Consider the following 15,544-nt stretch of genomic DNA (forward strand, 5'->3'; position numbering starts at 1 on the left):
TATCGTGGTGCGGTGATCGCTTCCGGCAGTCGGTACGTCGCACTCGGCAGCTCGTTCGCGGCCGGGCCGGGGATCCGCCCGATCGTGCACCCGCCCGCGGGCCGCTCGGGCAACAACTACGCGCACCTCGTCGCGGCCGAGCTCGGCCTCGACCTGGTCGACGTCTCGTACTCCGGCGCGACCACCGCGCACGTGCTCGACACCCCGCAGGACGAGGCGCCGCCGCAGCTCGACGCGCTCACGCCGGAGACCGCTCTGCTGACGATCACCGTCGGCGGCAACGACCTCGAGTACGTCGGAGCGTTCCTCCGCGGGAGTTTCCTGAACACCGTCGCGAAACCGGCGACGATCCTCGGCCGCCGGGTGGCGAACCGGATCCGCGCGCGGGTCAGCTACCTCAAGGACGACGCGGCGTACCAGACGGTCACGGACTCGCTGACCACGGTGGTCGAGAGGGCAAGAGAGCGCTCCCCGGAGGCGCGCATCCTGCTGGTCGACTACCTGAGTCTGGTCGGACCGGCGACCCGGCCGCGCCTCGACGTACCGCTCAACGAGGAACAGCTGCCGAGCGTCGCGCTGATGGCCGACGGTCTCGCGGCTGCGTTCGCGAAGGCAGCGGCCGCGTCCGGGGCCGAGCTGGTCGCCGCGTCGGCGGCGAGCCGGGACCACGCGATCGGATCGGCCGAGCCGTGGACGACCGGGTTCACGCTGCGGCCGTCCTATCTGGGCGGCCACGTCTCGTACCACCCGAACGCGGCCGGTATGCGCGCCGTCGCCGACCTGGTTCTCGAGACGCTCCGCACATGAAGGTGCGCGAGGCAACCATCTCGGACGTCGACGACGCCGTCACCACCCTGACCCGCGCGTTGGCCGACTACCCGATGACCCGAGCGTGCTTCGACCCGGACGGCTACCTCGATCGACTCACGGCGTACCACCGCTTGTTCCTCAGCGGCGTCGGGCTGCCACACGGCCGCGTCTGGGTCACCGACGATGTGAGCGCGGTGGCCGTCTGGCTCCCGCCCGATCTGCCGGCCGACGCGTTCGCGCCGCACACGGCCGCGTTTCAGGAGATCGCCGGATCCCGGTGGCCGTTGACGGCGGAGTACGGCCAGGCGATCGCGCTCTTCCATCCTCGCGACCCTGCCTGGCTCCTCGCTCTCGCCGCCGTCGACCCGGACCACCAGCGCCAGGGGCTCGGCCGCGCGGTCATCGCCCCCGGTCTCGCAACCGCGGATGCCGCACACTCCCTCGCCTTCGTGGAAACCCAGGACCCGGCGAACGTCAGCTTCTACGAGGCACTGGGCTTCACCGTCATCGCCGAACTGGAACTCCCCCACAACGGCCCCATGCACTACGCCCTGTACCGAGCCCCACGTTAAGCCGGGGTGTGGACGTACGGCGTGGTGGTGGTGACTGCGAGGAAGCCGAGGCGCTGGAGGATCGGGGAGCTGTCGTCGGACGCGTCGACGTGCAGGTACTTGTAGCCGAGCTCGACCGCCCGCGCCGCGCGGACCGCGACCAGCGCCTTGTAGATGCCCTTGCCGCGCCACTCGGCGAGCGTCGAACCGCCCCACAGACCGGTGAACTCGGTGCCCTTCTTGTACACCGCCCACGCGGCGGAGACCACCTGGCCGTCGGCCTCGGCGACGAAGACGTCGGTGCCTCCGGCGTGCCGGCGTACCAGGTCGTCGGTCAGCCAGGACCAGTCCTCGCCCCAGACCGTCGACTCCATCGCGGCGATGCGTTCGAAGTCCGCGCGCTCGCCGACCAGCCGGATCGTGATGTCGTCGACCACGTCGCGGCCCTGCAGGCGCTCCGCGATGGCGGCGCTCTCGGCGACGAGTACGGTCTCCTGCTCCTCGGGCTCGAACCCGGCGGCCCTCAGCCGGTCCGGGAGGTCGGCGGGCAGGTCGTGTCCGCGCAGCTTCCACTCGACGGCCTGTTCCTTGGCCGCGAAGTAGTCGCGCTGCCGGGCGATCAGGGCGTCGATCTCCGCGCCGTCGAGACCATCGAGAGAGCGGTAGCTCACGAAGCCGCGGCTCGGGTACTCGACCCGGATCACCGGCCCGTCGGTGCTCGTCGGCACGTCCGCGGTCTCACTGCTCCCCCGCAGCTGGTCGTCGTACGCCGCGAGCAGGTCTTTCTTCAAGGCATCAGTCACGGGAGGACTCTGGCACGAGTCACCCAGATTCGCCTCACATTTCGTCGTACTGAAAGCTTCCGCACGCGCCGCCCGCGGCCGGCGGGCTCGCTCAGTCCGTGCTTGTTCTCACGCTCGGCGTTGGCGAAGTGGCTCAGCGACACCATCAGGTTCAGCGGTTCCATCGGTCCGTCCTCCGGTCTCTCGGTGCTTACACGGGGACGTCGGATCTGATCGGCCGAACTTGACATGCGGCAGCTAGGAATCTTTCTCGGTGACGAGCACGAGGCGCCGGAGCAGGCTGTCGAGGCTGGTCCGGTCGGCTGCGGGCAGGTGGTGGATCAGTTCCTCCTCGACCCGCAGGATGTCGCCGATGCCGCGCTCCCAGAGGGCGCTCCCCGAGGGGGTCGGTGTCGCAACCACTTTGCGGCGGTCGTCGCGGTCGTGCGTGCGTTCGACGTACCCGCGGCTCTCGAGGGCGTCCAGCCGATTGGTCAGCGCGGCCGGCGACATCCCGAGCTGCCTGGCCAGCTCGCCAGGTGTCGCACGGTACGGCGTGCCGCCGCGGCGCAGCATGTGGAGCGTCTTGAATTCCCACAGTTGCAGTCCGTACGCCGCCAGCACAGCTTCCCGCCGGCGCTCGAGGTACCGCGTCAGCACCTGGAGCCGGACGGTGATGCCTTCGACGTCCCGATCGAGATTGTCGAGCTCCCCGGCCCAGAGATCGACATGGGCGTCCACGAAATCTTTCACCCGCCTAACTTTTCAGCCACTGAAGGTTAGTTGTCAAATATTTCGATATCGAAATACCGTGCAGTGCATGAGCCAACTCGCAGCCATCGATGTCGTCACCGCCGCCACCCACCTGATGCGCGCCGGCCAGTGGACCGCCGCGACCGATCTGCTGACCGCCGCCACCAGCGACGATCCCGCCGAGCGCGCGGCACTCACCCTGGCCCGGGCCGAGGTCGCGGTCGACCAGGACTTCGGCCGCCCGACCGACCACGCTTCGGCCGCACTGGCGGCCGTCCATGACGATTCGTGGGATCTCGCCATGCTGACGTTCCGCCAGGACTACTCGACGGCCCTGTTCCAGACAGCTGATGGAGACGACCTGCGAGGCCGCGCTCGCGCGCTCATCGAGCAGGCTCCTGACGAGGCGCGGCGGGGCTGGGCGAACTTCTGGGCAGGTGCGATGACGGACCACGTGTACGAGCAGCCGGCCGAGGCGTGCAAGCACTACGAGGTCGCGGTGGAGCTCGGCGAGAAGTGCGACGACGAGTTGCTGATGGCACAGGCGCTCCGGCATCTCGGGTACCACGCCCACGCGTCCGGTGATCTGACCCTCGCGCGGACGCAGTGGGAGCGGTCGACCGAGCTGTTCCAGAACGTCGGTCACCTACGTCCCGCCCTCGCCCAGCAAGCGCTGCTCGCCGTGCTGCTGCGCGACGAGGGTGACGTCAAGGGGTCACGGGCCCTCGCGACCGAGGTCAACCGATGGGCACGTCAGTTGGGCGTCCCGTTCATCGTCGAGCAGACCGCAGAGCTCATGGCTTGAGCGGTACGGCGAACTCCGCCGGGACGCCGGCGCTGAACGCGACATGGTCGGGCGGGCGATCCGGCGGGACGAGGCCCACCGAGCGCAACAGACCGTCGGCGTCGAGGGACGTGAGGGTCGCGCTGTGCAGGATCCAGGGTGGGTGGTGGTTCGGCAGGTACCAGGTGCGGCCGGCGCGATGGACGTGCAGGCCCCAGCGCGCGGTGAGGAAGTCCTCGAGTGGCCCGATCGGCAGCCGATCGCCCAGGTCTACGCCGACGAGCGCATGAGCTCCGGAGCCACGGACGGTCGACGTGTAGGCGTGGTGGTTGCCGTGGCGTTCGTGGCGCATCCGCGCCCAGCGGTACGGCAACCCGAAGACCGTGCGTGCGGCCACCACCACGGCCAGCCGGTTCGCGTCGAGGCTCAGGAAAACGACACCACGCCGGCCCGTCTCGTCCACGGAGTACAAGCGGATGTTCGTCTCCAGGAACGATCCGAGGTACGGAACGGCCGGGCCGTAAGGGAGTCCGGTGCCGACCATGCGGAACGGCACCAGACCGACGTACGTCCGGCCGTCGAAGGTGTCCGGCCGGGTACCCCTCGGGAAGAAGTGCGCCACATCCTCCGGCGCGAAAGCCCAATGAACGAAGGTCAGATCCAACCACCGCTGCCGCAGGATTCGCGGCCGCGGCAGGTCAGGCGCCTCCGGCCAACTCATGAGATCGAGCGTAGCCGTAGCGGTCACGGGTTGTCCGCTACCGGTTCTAGTCTCGGTGCCATGGAGTTTCGAGCAGAGGTACCGCAGGCGGAGTTGGACGAGCTGCAGCGACGGCTGGAGGCGGCCAGGTGGCCGGATCAGTTGCCCGATGCCGGTACGTCGTACGGCGTCGAGCTCGGGCGGCTGCGGGAAGTAGCGGAGTACTGGCGGACGGAGTACGACTGGCGACGGTTCGAACGACGGTTGAACGCGTATCCGCAGTACGTGACCGAGATCGACGGGCAGCGGGTGCACTACCTCCGCGTGGGGTCCTCGGGTACGCCGCTGCTACTCCTCCACGGGTGGCCTGGCGCCGCCTCCGACTACCTCGACGTGATCGACGCGCTGGCCCAGGACTTCACCCTGGTGGTGCCGACGATGCCCGGGTTCGGGTTCAGCGGAGTGACCGGCGCGACCGGGTGGGGTGTGGAGCGGATCGCGCAGGCGTGGGTGACATTGATGGAGCAGTTGGGGTACGAGCGGTATGGCGTCCACGGGTTCGACTGGGGAGCGCGGATCGGGCCGGCACTGGCGCGGCTCGTCCCCGAGCGGGTGATCGGGCTGCATCTCGACGGGTACGTCGCGTTCCCTCAGGGTGAGGAGCTGAGCGAGGCGGAGCAGCAGCGGTTGAGCGGGCTCGACCGCTGGCGGAACGAGCGGTCCGGGTACGCCGCGATCCAGGGAACGCGCCCGCAGACGCTCGCGTACGCGCTGGTCGACTCCCCGATCGGCCAACTGGCATGGAACCTGGAATGGTACGACGACTACGGCCACCGGGAAGGTGCCGTCAGCAACGACCAGATCCTCGACAGCGTGACGCTGACGTGGTTGACCGGTACTGCGGGTTCGCAGGCCAGGCTCTACCGGGAGGCGCAGTCCTCCTGGGGCGCACACGTCGACCACTGCCCTGTCCCGACCGGACTCGCCGTCTTCCCGAACGACAGCACGGTGCGCAAGCTCGTCGAGCGGGAGTTCGATGTCGTGCACTACACCGAGTTCGACCGCGGCGGCCACTTCGCCGCCCTGGAGGTCCCCGATCTCGTCGTCGAGGACCTCCAGAACTTCTTCACCAAGCTCTAGGACGAGAAGGCGGCGTCGAACGACGCAGTCGGCGGGTCGAACGCCAGCGAACGGACGAACTGGAGTGCTTCGGCGGCGCCGACCAGGCGGTCCATCCCCGCGTCCTCCCACTCGACCGAGATCGGGCCGTCGTACCCGATCGAGTTGAGCATCCGGAAACACGCCTCCCACGGGACGTCCCCGTGCCCGGTCGAGACGAAGTCCCAGCCGCGGCGCGGGTCGCCCCACGCGAGGTGCGAACCCATCCGGCCGTTCCGCCCGTTGCCGACCTGACGCTTCGCGTCCTTGCAGTCGACGTGGTAGATCCGGTCCTTGAAGTCCCACAGGAACCCGACCGGATCGAGGTCCTGCCAGACGAAGTGCGACGGGTCCCAGTTCAGCCCGAACGCCTCCCGGTGCCCGATCGCCTCCAGCGTCGCGGTCGTCGACCAGTAGTCGTACGCGATCTCCGACGGGTGCACCTCATGCGCGAAGCGCACGCCCACCTCGTCGAAGACGTCGAGGATCGGGTTCCACCGATCCGCGAAGTCCTGGTAGCCGGCCTCGATCATCGCCGGCGGCACCGGCGGGAACATCGCGACCGTCTTCCAGATCGACGACCCGGTGAACCCGACCACCACGTCCACGCCGAGCGCCCGCGCCGCCCGCGCGGTCGTCTTCATCTCCTCGGCCGCCCGCTGCCGGACGCCTTCGGGATCGCCGTCGCCCCAGATGTGCGCAGGCAGGATCGCCTGATGGCGCTGGTCGATCGGGTCGTCGCAGACCGCCTGCCCGAGCAGGTGGTTGGAGATCGTCCACACCTTCAGGTTGTTCTTCTCCAGGATGTCCAGCCGGTCCCGGACGTACGCCGGGTCCTCGGCGGCACGTCGTACGTCCAGATGGTCGCCCCAGCAGGCGACCTCCAGCCCCTCGTATCCCCACGAGGACGCCAGCCGGGCCACCTCCTCGAACGGCAGGTCGGCCCACTGGCCGGTGAACAACGTGATCGGTCGTGCCATCTGTCTGTCTCCTTGTCGTGTCCTACTACTGCAGGGGCGTCCCCGGCGGCGTCCGGAGCGCTTGTCCGCCGCCGGGGACTGTCACCGTGGGTCTCGCTGGGCCGTCGCCCGTCTGGGGCCGAACCAGCCGGGGCGGCGGCAGGTGTACGGCGGCGAGGACCCACGGCGACGTCATCAGCCGAGCCGTGCCTTCAGGTCCTGGCCCACCGCGGTCAGCGAGGTCCGCGCCGGTACGTCGGCGACCGTGCCGGCCGTGGCCAGGTACAGGTTGAGAGCAGCGGTCGCGGCCACGACCTGGTGGCGACCCGCGGCGCGCTCGGCGGTTCTGAGGTACGCCTTCAGCACCGTGGCAGTTGCCAGCGGCACCTTTCCGGCCGCGCGGTAGCGGTCGACCAGCTTGACCGCCTCGGCGTACGACGCGACCACCGTGAAGGGCACCGCGGTGGTCGCGGTGTTGCCCGCGACATCCGTGCCGATCGCGGTGATCGTGTGCGCGCCGAGCCCCAGCACAACACCGTCCAAGGCCCCGGTCGTTGGCTTCCCGTCGACGGCCAGTGTGACGGCGCCCGGGCCGGACAACGCGTCCGCCACGGTCGCCTGCACGGACGCCGTGGACGCGACTCCCAGCGTCCCGCCACTTGGCAGCCCGCTCACCACAACTGCCGGCGGCGTCTGATCGATCTTCACCGTGACCGACGAAGGTTCGGAGATGTTGCCGGCCGTGTCACTCCCTCGGACCGCGAGGGTCTGCGTCCCGTCGGCGGTCAGCGTGACCGGTGCGGTGTACTCCGACCAGTTGCCCTCACCAACCTTCTGCTCCAGGTACACCTGACCCGGCTGGTCGTCCGTGCCCATCGCGGTCGCGGTCACCGGCCCCGTCCACCACCCCGCTTGCCCAGACGGCGTCGACGGGTTGAGCGTCAGGCTGACCGCAGGCGCAACCGTGTCGCGGACCAACTTGAAGTAGTCGAACTTGGCGGTCTTCGATGCGGCCTGATCCACGCCGAACGCGTACACACCGAACTTCGCCGAGCCCAGCGCGGTGTTCGTCACGGGGGCCAGTGCGGTCCAGGTCAGGCCGTCCGAGCTGTACGACCCGGTGAAGGTCGAACCCGACTTGGCCAGCCGGAGATACCAGACGCCTTGAGCAGGGATGGGGGCGTTCGGCTGCGGGGACTGGACGACGTCGGCCACTTCACTGCGAAGCTCGATGCCTCGGGCAACCGTCGATCCGGCGGGGTTCGTCGTCAGGTAGTCGAGTTTCACATAGTTCGCATCGTCGGCGTACACCAGCAGACCCGCCTGCTGGAACGCCTCGTCGAACGACGACGCGTCCACCTTCGTCTCGATCGTCCAGTCGCCGTCCGGTGCCGGCTGGAGCATCAGGTTCCGCGGGTTCGTCGCCGTACCGCCGTAGATGTCACCCTTGCTCGTGTCGATCTCCAGGCCGCCGCCGGTCACCCGGTACGCGGCTGGATCGGGCCGTACGACGTCCGTCCAGCGGCACGCGTCGAGCGTCGTACCCGCGAACTCGTCGTCCGGTGCGGGCTGCTCGACAGTGTCGTCGGGAGTGATCGTGAAGTAGTCGAACGACGCCGCGATCGGCAGCGCTTCGGTCCGGTTCGCGAGACCGAACAGCCCGATCCGTGGATTCGTGATCCCCGCGAGCTGCTTCGTCTCCGGCATCTCGGTGAACGTCGCGCCGTCCGCGCTGTACGCCGCCTTCAGGTTCGCGCCGTCCGACGTGAACCGCACCCAGACCGTGTCCGGGTAGGCGGCGCCGAGGTTCGCCGTGTTCGATGCGGCCACCTCGTTCGGTGCGCCGTTCTCCTCGCGGATGAACTGGAAGATCCGGTCAGCCGCGGACGCCGTGGTCGACCGGCCCTGGAGAACCATCTTGGCGTAGTTGTCGTCGTCGCCGTACACGATCAGCCCGGCCTGCTGGTAGGCCAACCGGGCCGGCAAGGTCACCTTGGCGGTCGCCGACCAAGCACCGGCGGGGAGCGGTTGCAGGACGATGTTCGGTGTCCCGGTGTTGCCGGTTCCGTAGATGTCCGTTGCCGTCAACGGGATCGACAACGCACCGTTCCCCACGGACAGCTCTTGGTTGCCTCGGACCACGGCCGACCAACGGGTCGTGTCCAGCGTCGTACCGTCGAAGCCGTCGGAACGGCCGGTCAGACAGGTCGGGGCCGACGGTGCGTCGACTGTTACGTCGACCTTCGAGGTTCCCGCGGCTCCGCGCGAATCGGTGACGGTCGCGACAACGGTGTGCTTGCCCGGAACTGTGAACGTGTGGGAGGCAGTGGGACCGGTCGCAGTCCCGCCGTCGCCGAAGCTCCAGGCGTAGGTGAGTGGCAGGTCGCCCTCGGGGTCGGTTGCGGCCGCCGTGAAGTCGACTGCCAACGGAGCCTTACCTTGTGTCGCAGACGCTGTCACGGTCACCGCGGGGCGCTGGTTCTCGGTGACGCCCTTGCCGATGAACTTGACCCAGTTGACGTTCAGTTGCCCGGTCGTCTTCACGAAGTACAGCGGGCCGCTGTCGAGTGACGCGCCGCTGACCGCGCCGGTGAAGTCGCCGTACGTCTGCCAGCCGCCCGTCGGCGACACCTGGATCGTCGCCACCACAGGCCCGTCCGTCGGCGAGCCCTGGCGAACCTGCACTGTCGCGCCGGCGTCAGGCGACGCGGCCCGGAGCTGGATCTGGTCGATGTTCGTCAGGTTGGTCGGCTTCCAGCCCCACCAGTCACCGTCCTCGATGAGCCCGATGTTCTTGCCGCCACCCGCGGTGTCACCGGTGTCCTCGACCTGTACGCCGGGAACCGATCCGGGCCCACCGGTCTCGCTGAAGAACTCCGCCTCGCGGGTCTTCGGTTGCAGCTGGACCACCTTCTGCGTGGTGATCTTGCCCGTCCCCGGCGCGCCCTTGTCCGTGTACGTCACGGTGACGATGCCGAAGATGTTCGCGCCGACATGACCCTGGTCGCCGGGCAGCGGGAACGTCCCCTCGCACCCGTGGTACTGCTCATAACCGTGCGCGTGCTCGTCGTGCCCGAGCGCCGGCTGGGTGACGACGTCGGTGCAGTCGACCGTCCCGTCCTCGGGGTCGGTGACTGTCACCTTGTAGTGGATCGTGTCGCCGAAGTCGAAGAACCCGCCGTCGACCGGTGCTTGCACGGTGATCGTCGGCGCGGTGTTTCCGGCCGTGATCGTCCGGTTCGACACCGCCGTACGCCCGTCCGGATCGGTCACCGTCAGCCGAGCGGTGAACACCCCGGCGGTTGTGTAGGTGTACGTCGGCTTGGCGTCGGTGCTGTCCGTCGTACCGTTGCCGTCGAAGTCCCAGGCCAGCGTCACCGGTTGCCCGTCCGGATCCCGCGACCCGGTCGAGTCGAACGCGACCGTCAGAGGCACCGGACCGGACGTCTTGTCGGTCGCGAACTGCGCGATCGGCGCCCGGTTCCCTTGGATGTAGTCGATCCGGTAGACGCCCGAGTCGGCGTTGTTGCCGCCGAACCCGCTCCCCCACTCGATCACGTACAGCGCGCCGTCCGGCCCGAACTGCAATGCGTGCGGCCGGATGAAGTTCAGCTTCTGCAGCATCCGCGAGACATCCGCGACGCCGCTGCGATCGTCGTTCAGTTGCACGGAGAACAGCCGGCTGTCGTTCCAGTCCGCCCAGACCGCCTTGCCGTCGAAGTACTCCGGCCACTTCCGGTCCGACGGGTTCGCGGCATCGAACTTGTAAGCCCCACTCGTCATCGGGGCACCGCTGCCGCCGATCTCGGGTACGCCGGTCGTCGACTTCCCCTGCCACATCGTCGCGGGGATCGCCGCTGGCAGTTGGGTGAGGCCGGTGTTGTTCGGCGACTCGTTGACCGGTGCGTTGCAGTTGAAGGTCGGCCCCGACGTTCCCGTCGCGAAGTCGTAGTCGTTGTACGGCGTGTTCGCGCCGACGCAGTACGGCCACCCGTAGAATCCCGGCTTGGACAGGATGTTCCACTCGACCCGGCCGTCCGGTCCGCGGGTCGGCGAGACCGCACCGGCGTCCGGCCCGTAGTCAGCGACGAACAGGTGATTGGTGGCCGGGTCGATCCCGATCCGGAAGGGGTTGCGGAAGCCCATCGCGTAGATCTCGGGCCGTGTCTTCGCCGTACCGGGAGCGAACAGGTTGCCCGCCGGGACGGTGTAGCTGCCGTCGGCCTCCGGATGGATGCGCAGCACCTTGCCGTTCAGGACGTTGCTGTTGGCCGCCGACCGCTGCGAGTCCCACGCGGCCCGGCCGGCCCGCTCGTCCAGCGGCGCATAACCGTCGGAGTCGAACGGATTGCTGTTGTCACCGGTCGCGATGTAAAGGTTGCCGTTGCCGTCGAACTCGAGCGCGCCGCCGGCATGGCAGCACTGGTCGCGTTGCGTGTCGATCCGCAGCACCTGCTGCTCGCTCGCGAGGTCAAGAGCGTCACCAGTCACCTTGAACCGCGAGACCCGGTCGAACGGCTCCGCGCTCACCGGCGAGTAGTACAGATAGATGAACCCGTTCGACGCGAACCCGGGATCCAGAGCGATACCCAGAAGCCCGAATTCCTGGCCGGTATAGACGTTCAGCGTCCCGGCGGTGACGACTGAGCCGTCGGTCTTGACGATCTTCACCGCGCCGTTCCGGTCGATGTAGAACACCCGGCCGTCGTCGGCGATCGACAGCTCCATCGGGTTCGACGTGTCGTCGTCCAGCGTGACCTTCTCGTAGCTGTCGCTCAGCGACGCGCCGCAGTCCGCCGGCTCCACACCGGCCGCGGTCCTGATGCCACCGAGCAGTTGCTTGCGGAACGTCGGATCGGCGTACGACTCGATCGTGTGCCCCATGCCCGTGTACCAGGCGCGGCCGCCGTCGTAGTCCTGGCACCACGTGATCGGGTGCTCGGGGCCCATGTTGCCCCCGCTGTACGACGACTCGTCGAGCGACGCGAGCACATGGACGGTGCCGCGCGGATTGGTCCGGTAGTTGTACCACTCATCGGTCCGAGGCCAGAGCGTCGGAGCGTCCTTCGTGGACGGGTGCGCATGGTCCTCCACCTTCACCGTCGCACTCGGCGTACCCGCGGGGTGGCTGTCGAAGTAGCTGCCGACGAGCTGCCCGTACCAAGGCCAGTCGTACTCCGTGTCGGACGCGGCGTGGATCCCGGCGTACCCGCCGCCGGACCGGATGTACCGCTCGAACGCGGCTTGCTGGTCCGCGTTCAGGACGTCACCGGTCGTGGACAGCCAGATGACGACCTCGTACTTCGCCAGCTCGGTGTCGTTGAACATCGTGGAGTCCTCGGTCGCGGTGACCGTGAAGCCGTTCTCGGTCGCCAGGTCCTTGATCGCCTGGATTCCGGCCGGGATCGAGTCGTGCCGGAAACCGGCGGTCTTGCTGAAGATCAGGGCGTTGAACGTCTCGTCACCGTGCCCGGGATGGGCCCGGGCGGGTGACGGAGTCAGTAGTGCCGCGAACAGGGCGAGCACGAGAGCACATACCAAAGTGCCGTGCCTGCGTAGCTGGATCATGCGGAGCTCCTCATGGGTCGGACAAGGGCGCGCGCTCCACTACAAGTCCCGTGCTCTGCCCTGCGCGGGAGTACTACGGCTGGGTCAGCGGACGCCGAGCAGGTGCTCCATCGCCAACTGGTCCAGCCTTTCGAACCCGAGACCGCGCTCGGCCAGCGCGTCCCGGTCGTACGTCGCGTTGCGGAGGTCGTCCAGGGACTCACCCTCGGCCAGGGTGGGTTCGGACATCTCCGCGACACGTGCGGCGGCGAGTGCCTCCGCGACCTCGGGGTCGGCGCGGAACGCCTGCACCTTGTCGCGCAGGATCAGGTAGTTCCGCATACAGCCACGCGCGGTCTCCCAGACGCCTTCCTCGTCCTCGGTCCGCGGCGGCTTGTAGTCGAAGTGGATGTAGCCCTCGTACGCCGGGTAGCTTCCGGCGCCCTGCAGCACGTCGACCGTCCAGAACGCCTCGCGCAGGTTGCCGGCCCCGAACCGCAGGTCCTGGTCGAACCGCGGACCGTGCTGGCCGTTGAGGTCGATGTGGTACAGCTTCCCGTGCCACAAAGCCTGCGCGATCCCGTGCGCGTAGTTCAGCGACGCCATCTGCTCGTGCCCGACCTCGGGGTTGATACCGACCAGCTCGGGGTCGGCGAGGTCGTTGATGAACGCGATCGCGTGCCCGATCGACGGCAGCAGGATGTCACCGCGCGGCTCGTTCGGCTTGGGCTCCAGCGCGAACCGGATGTTGTACCCCTGCTCGCGGACGTACGCGCACAGGATGTCCATCGACTCCTTGTACCGGTCGAGCGCCGCCCGTACGTCCTTCGAGCCGCCCGACTCGGCGCCCTCACGGCCGCCCCAGAGCACGTACGTCGTCGCGCCCAGCTCGGCCGCGAGGTCGACGTTGCGCAGCACCTTCGCCAGCGCGTACCGCCGTACCTGACGGTCGTTCGCGGTCAGGCCGCCGTCCTTGAACACCGGGTGCGCGAACAGGTTCGTGGTCATCATCTCGACGACCATGCCGGTGTCGGCGAGTGACTTGGTGAAGCGTTCGAGCGTCTGCGCGCGGGTGCTGTCGTCCGGTACGACGTCGTCGTCGTGGAACGTGACCGCCGCGGCGCCCAGTTCCGCGAGCTTCTCGACGGCGTGCACCGGGTCCATCGCGGGGCGTACCGCCGTACCGAACACATCGACGCCCTGCCAGCCGACGGTCCACAGTCCGAAGGAGAACTTGTCGTCCTTCGTCGGGGTATAGCTGTTCATTCCGGAATCTCCTGCCATTGACGGGATGTCGAACTGGCCTCGACCGCGGCGAGCACGCGCTGAACGCGCAGCCCGTCGGCGAACGACGGTTCCGGATCGGCGCCTTCGGCGATCGCGGTGACCAGGTCGACGACCTGATGGGTGAACCCGTGCTCGTAGCCGAGTAGGTGGCCGGGTGGCCACCACGCCGCGACGTACGGGTGGTCGGGTTCGGTGGCGAGGATGCGGCGGAAGCCCGCCGTCCTCGAGTCTTCGCCTGCGTCGTAGTAATGCAGGAGGTTCATGTCCTCGAAGTCGAACGCCAGACTGCCGAGGCTTCCGTTGATCTCGATTCGGATCGCGTTCTTCCGGCCGGTGGCGAAGCGGGTCGCCTCGAAGACGCCCAGCGCGCCGGAACGGAAGGTGGCCAGGAACACGGCCGCGTCGTCGACCGTGACGGGTCCGCGTTCGGTGCCCGCCGTACCGGCCAGGCCGGAGTGCTCGGCCGCGACCGGGCGCTCCTTGACGAACGTCTCGAGCCGCGCGCTCACCTCACCGATCGTGTCGCCGGTGATGTACTGCGTCAGGTCGATGATGTGCGCGCCGATGTCACCGAGCGCGCCCGAGCCGGCCTTCTCCTTGTCCAGCCGCCACGACAGCGGCGCCTCCGGATCGGCGATCCAGTCCTGGAGGTACTGCGCCCGAACGTGCCGGATCGTCCCGAGCTTGCCTTCGGCAACGAGCTGGCGGGCCAGCCCGATGGCCGGCACCCGGCGGTAGGTGAACCCGACCATCGACCTGATCCCCTTGGCCTTGGCCGCCTCGGCGGCCGCGGTCATCGCCTCGGCCTCCTCGACGGTGTTGGCCAGCGGCTTCTCGCACAGCACGTGCTTGCCGGCCTCCAGGGCTGCGATCGCGATCTCGGCGTGACTGTCGCCCGGCGTGCACACGTCGACCAGCTGGACGTCGTCGCGACCGAGCAGCTTGCGCCAGTCGGTCTCGGTCTCCTTCCAGCCGAGTTTCGTCGCGGCCGCTCGAACAGCCTCGGCGTTACGGCCGCAGAGCACGTTCATGGCCGGGTCCAGCGGCAGGTCGAAGAAGCGCGGCGCGCTCCGCCAGGCCTGCGAATGCGCCGCCCCCATGAACGCGTAGCCGATCAGGCCGATGCCCAGGTTCTCCATGACTCTCCTAGCTCTCTCGAATCAGCTTTCGAATGCGGTGGGCAGGTACTGGTCCACGTTGTCCTTGGTCACCACCGGCGCGTAGAGCTGCACGGTGCGCGGCACCTCGACCTCCACCAGGTCGCCGAGGGCCTTCTTTTGCACCAGCAGCCGGGCCAGCCGGATGCCGTCGGCACCCTGCGTGGACGGATAGATGACGGTGGCCTTGAGCAACGAGTTGCCGGACTTGATGTCCCGCATCACGTTCGCCGAGCCGGCCCCGCCGACCACGAAGAACTCCTTGCGGCCGGAGTTCTTGATCGCGGCCATCACGCCGACACCCTGGTCGTCGTCGTGGTTCCAGATCGCGTCGATCTTCGGTGCGGCCTGCAGCAGGTTGGCGGCAGCCTTCTCACCGGACTCGACGGTGAACTCGGCGGCCACCCGGTTGCTGACCTTGAGACCGCAGTCGGCGAGCGCCTCCTTGAAGCCCTTGCTGCGGTCCTGAGTCAACGGCAGCGAGTCGATCCCGGCGATCTCCGCGACCACCGCGTCCTTCTTGCCCTTCAGCTGCTGGCAGACGTACGTGCCGGCCGACACGCCCATCCCGTGGTTGTCACCGAGCACCGTCGTACGGGCGGCGAACGGGCTGTCGAACTCGCGGTCCACGTTCACGACCGTGATGCCGGCCTCCATCGCCTTCGTCGCGACCGGCGTGAGCGCGGCCCCGTCGTACGGCAGCAGGACGATGGCGTCGACCTTCTGGTTGATGAAGGTCTCGACCTGGCTGATCTGCTGGTTCACGTCGTTGGTGCCTTCGGCGACCACCAGCTCGACGTCGGAGTACTTCTTCGCCTCGGCCTGGGTGGCCTTGGTGATCGCGCCCATCCAGCCGTGGTCGGCGGCCGGTGCGGAGAACCCGATCTTGACCTTCTTGCCAGGTTCGTCGTTCTTCACGGCGGCCTGGTTCGCCGGTGGATTGCCGGCGTTCTCCTCGGCCTTCGGGGTGTTGCTGGTGCAGGCAGCCAGTGCGAGCACACTCAGCCCTGCGATCACCAGGGTACGGGCGGAACTTCGGGACATCTTTGTCCTCCT

General features: G+C 68.4%; 12 protein-coding genes. 4 read left to right on the top strand and 8 right to left on the bottom strand.

The window, feature by feature from the left end; genetic code table 11:
* Positions 1 to 12 precede the first annotated feature (12 nt).
* Both EV647_RS21315 and EV647_RS21320 read left to right on the top strand, forming a co-directional pair.
* A complete protein-coding gene (locus EV647_RS21315) occupies positions 13 to 807 on the top strand; it encodes an SGNH/GDSL hydrolase family protein (RefSeq protein ID WP_202876255.1) in 795 nt (264 codons plus the stop codon).
* Positions 804 to 1,382: a GNAT family N-acetyltransferase gene (locus EV647_RS21320; protein WP_134005495.1), complete on the top strand. Its 579-nt coding sequence runs from the start codon at positions 804 to 806 to the stop codon at positions 1,380 to 1,382. Before EV647_RS21315 ends, EV647_RS21320 begins: the two co-directional genes overlap by 4 nt.
* On the opposite strand, the gene EV647_RS21325 is transcribed toward EV647_RS21320, so the two are convergent.
* Together EV647_RS21325 and EV647_RS21330 are read right to left on the bottom strand one after the other, a co-directional pair.
* Positions 1,379 to 2,164, bottom strand: coding sequence for a GNAT family N-acetyltransferase (locus tag EV647_RS21325; protein ID WP_134005497.1), 786 nt, complete (start codon positions 2,162 to 2,164; stop codon positions 1,379 to 1,381). The two genes, EV647_RS21320 and EV647_RS21325, sit on opposite strands and share 4 nt — an antisense overlap.
* A gap of 237 nt (positions 2,165 to 2,401) precedes the next feature.
* Positions 2,402 to 2,896 (bottom strand): MarR family winged helix-turn-helix transcriptional regulator, encoded by a 495-nt coding sequence (locus EV647_RS21330; protein WP_238177318.1) that lies wholly within the window; start codon positions 2,894 to 2,896, stop codon positions 2,402 to 2,404.
* A gap of 67 nt (positions 2,897 to 2,963) precedes the next feature.
* Here EV647_RS21330 and EV647_RS21335 point away from each other — a divergent pair, with 67 nt between their 5' ends.
* Positions 2,964 to 3,701 carry a hypothetical protein gene (locus tag EV647_RS21335; RefSeq protein WP_134005499.1) on the top strand — a complete coding sequence of 246 codons (738 nt, stop codon included), beginning with the start codon at positions 2,964 to 2,966 and terminating at the stop codon, positions 3,699 to 3,701.
* Here EV647_RS21335 and EV647_RS21340 read toward each other — a convergent pair.
* Positions 3,691 to 4,401, bottom strand: coding sequence for a YqjF family protein (locus tag EV647_RS21340; RefSeq protein ID WP_134005501.1), 711 nt, complete (start codon positions 4,399 to 4,401; stop codon positions 3,691 to 3,693). The genes EV647_RS21335 and EV647_RS21340 overlap by 11 nt on opposite strands.
* Before the next feature lie 60 nt (positions 4,402 to 4,461).
* Between EV647_RS21340 and EV647_RS21345 the strand changes: the two genes are divergently transcribed.
* Positions 4,462 to 5,520: an epoxide hydrolase family protein gene (locus EV647_RS21345; RefSeq protein ID WP_134005503.1), complete on the top strand. Its 1,059-nt coding sequence runs from the start codon at positions 4,462 to 4,464 to the stop codon at positions 5,518 to 5,520.
* Here EV647_RS21345 and EV647_RS21350 read toward each other — a convergent pair.
* From EV647_RS21350 to EV647_RS21370, 5 genes are all read right to left on the bottom strand, one after another.
* Complete coding sequence (locus EV647_RS21350; protein ID WP_134005505.1) at positions 5,517 to 6,518, bottom strand: sugar phosphate isomerase/epimerase; 1,002 nt, start codon at positions 6,516 to 6,518, stop codon at positions 5,517 to 5,519. The genes EV647_RS21345 and EV647_RS21350 overlap by 4 nt on opposite strands.
* 174 nt (positions 6,519 to 6,692) lie before the next feature.
* On the bottom strand, positions 6,693 to 12,065 hold the full coding sequence (locus EV647_RS21355) for a ThuA domain-containing protein (protein WP_134005506.1): 5,373 nt from the start codon (positions 12,063 to 12,065) through the stop codon (positions 6,693 to 6,695).
* A gap of 84 nt (positions 12,066 to 12,149) precedes the next feature.
* Entirely contained in the window at positions 12,150 to 13,310 is a 1,161-nt protein-coding gene (xylA, locus tag EV647_RS21360) for a xylose isomerase (protein WP_134005508.1), read from the bottom strand.
* Positions 13,307 to 14,470, bottom strand: coding sequence for a Gfo/Idh/MocA family protein (locus tag EV647_RS21365; RefSeq protein WP_134005510.1), 1,164 nt, complete (start codon positions 14,468 to 14,470; stop codon positions 13,307 to 13,309). Before EV647_RS21365 ends, xylA begins: the two co-directional genes overlap by 4 nt.
* A gap of 21 nt (positions 14,471 to 14,491) precedes the next feature.
* A complete protein-coding gene (locus EV647_RS21370; protein WP_134005512.1) occupies positions 14,492 to 15,532 on the bottom strand; it encodes a substrate-binding domain-containing protein in 1,041 nt (346 codons plus the stop codon).
* Positions 15,533 to 15,544 lie beyond the last annotated feature (12 nt).

This window comes from Kribbella sp. VKM Ac-2566 (assembly GCF_004366005.1).
Lineage (GTDB): Bacteria > Actinomycetota > Actinomycetes > Propionibacteriales > Kribbellaceae > Kribbella > Kribbella pratensis.

Coding starts and splice junctions, on each gene's coding strand:
- EV647_RS21320 (WP_134005495.1), top strand. CDS start 804: ATGAAGGTGCGCGAGGCAACCATCTCGGACGTCGACGACGCCGTCACC.
- EV647_RS21335 (WP_134005499.1), top strand. CDS start 2,964: ATGAGCCAACTCGCAGCCATCGATGTCGTCACCGCCGCCACCCACCTG.
- EV647_RS21340 (WP_134005501.1), bottom strand. CDS start 4,401: ATGAGTTGGCCGGAGGCGCCTGACCTGCCGCGGCCGCGAATCCTGCGG.
- EV647_RS21345 (WP_134005503.1), top strand. CDS start 4,462: ATGGAGTTTCGAGCAGAGGTACCGCAGGCGGAGTTGGACGAGCTGCAG.
- EV647_RS21350 (WP_134005505.1), bottom strand. CDS start 6,518: ATGGCACGACCGATCACGTTGTTCACCGGCCAGTGGGCCGACCTGCCG.
- EV647_RS21355 (WP_134005506.1), bottom strand. CDS start 12,065: ATGATCCAGCTACGCAGGCACGGCACTTTGGTATGTGCTCTCGTGCTC.
- xylA (WP_134005508.1), bottom strand. CDS start 13,310: ATGAACAGCTATACCCCGACGAAGGACGACAAGTTCTCCTTCGGACTG.
- EV647_RS21365 (WP_134005510.1), bottom strand. CDS start 14,470: ATGGAGAACCTGGGCATCGGCCTGATCGGCTACGCGTTCATGGGGGCG.
- EV647_RS21370 (WP_134005512.1), bottom strand. CDS start 15,532: ATGTCCCGAAGTTCCGCCCGTACCCTGGTGATCGCAGGGCTGAGTGTG.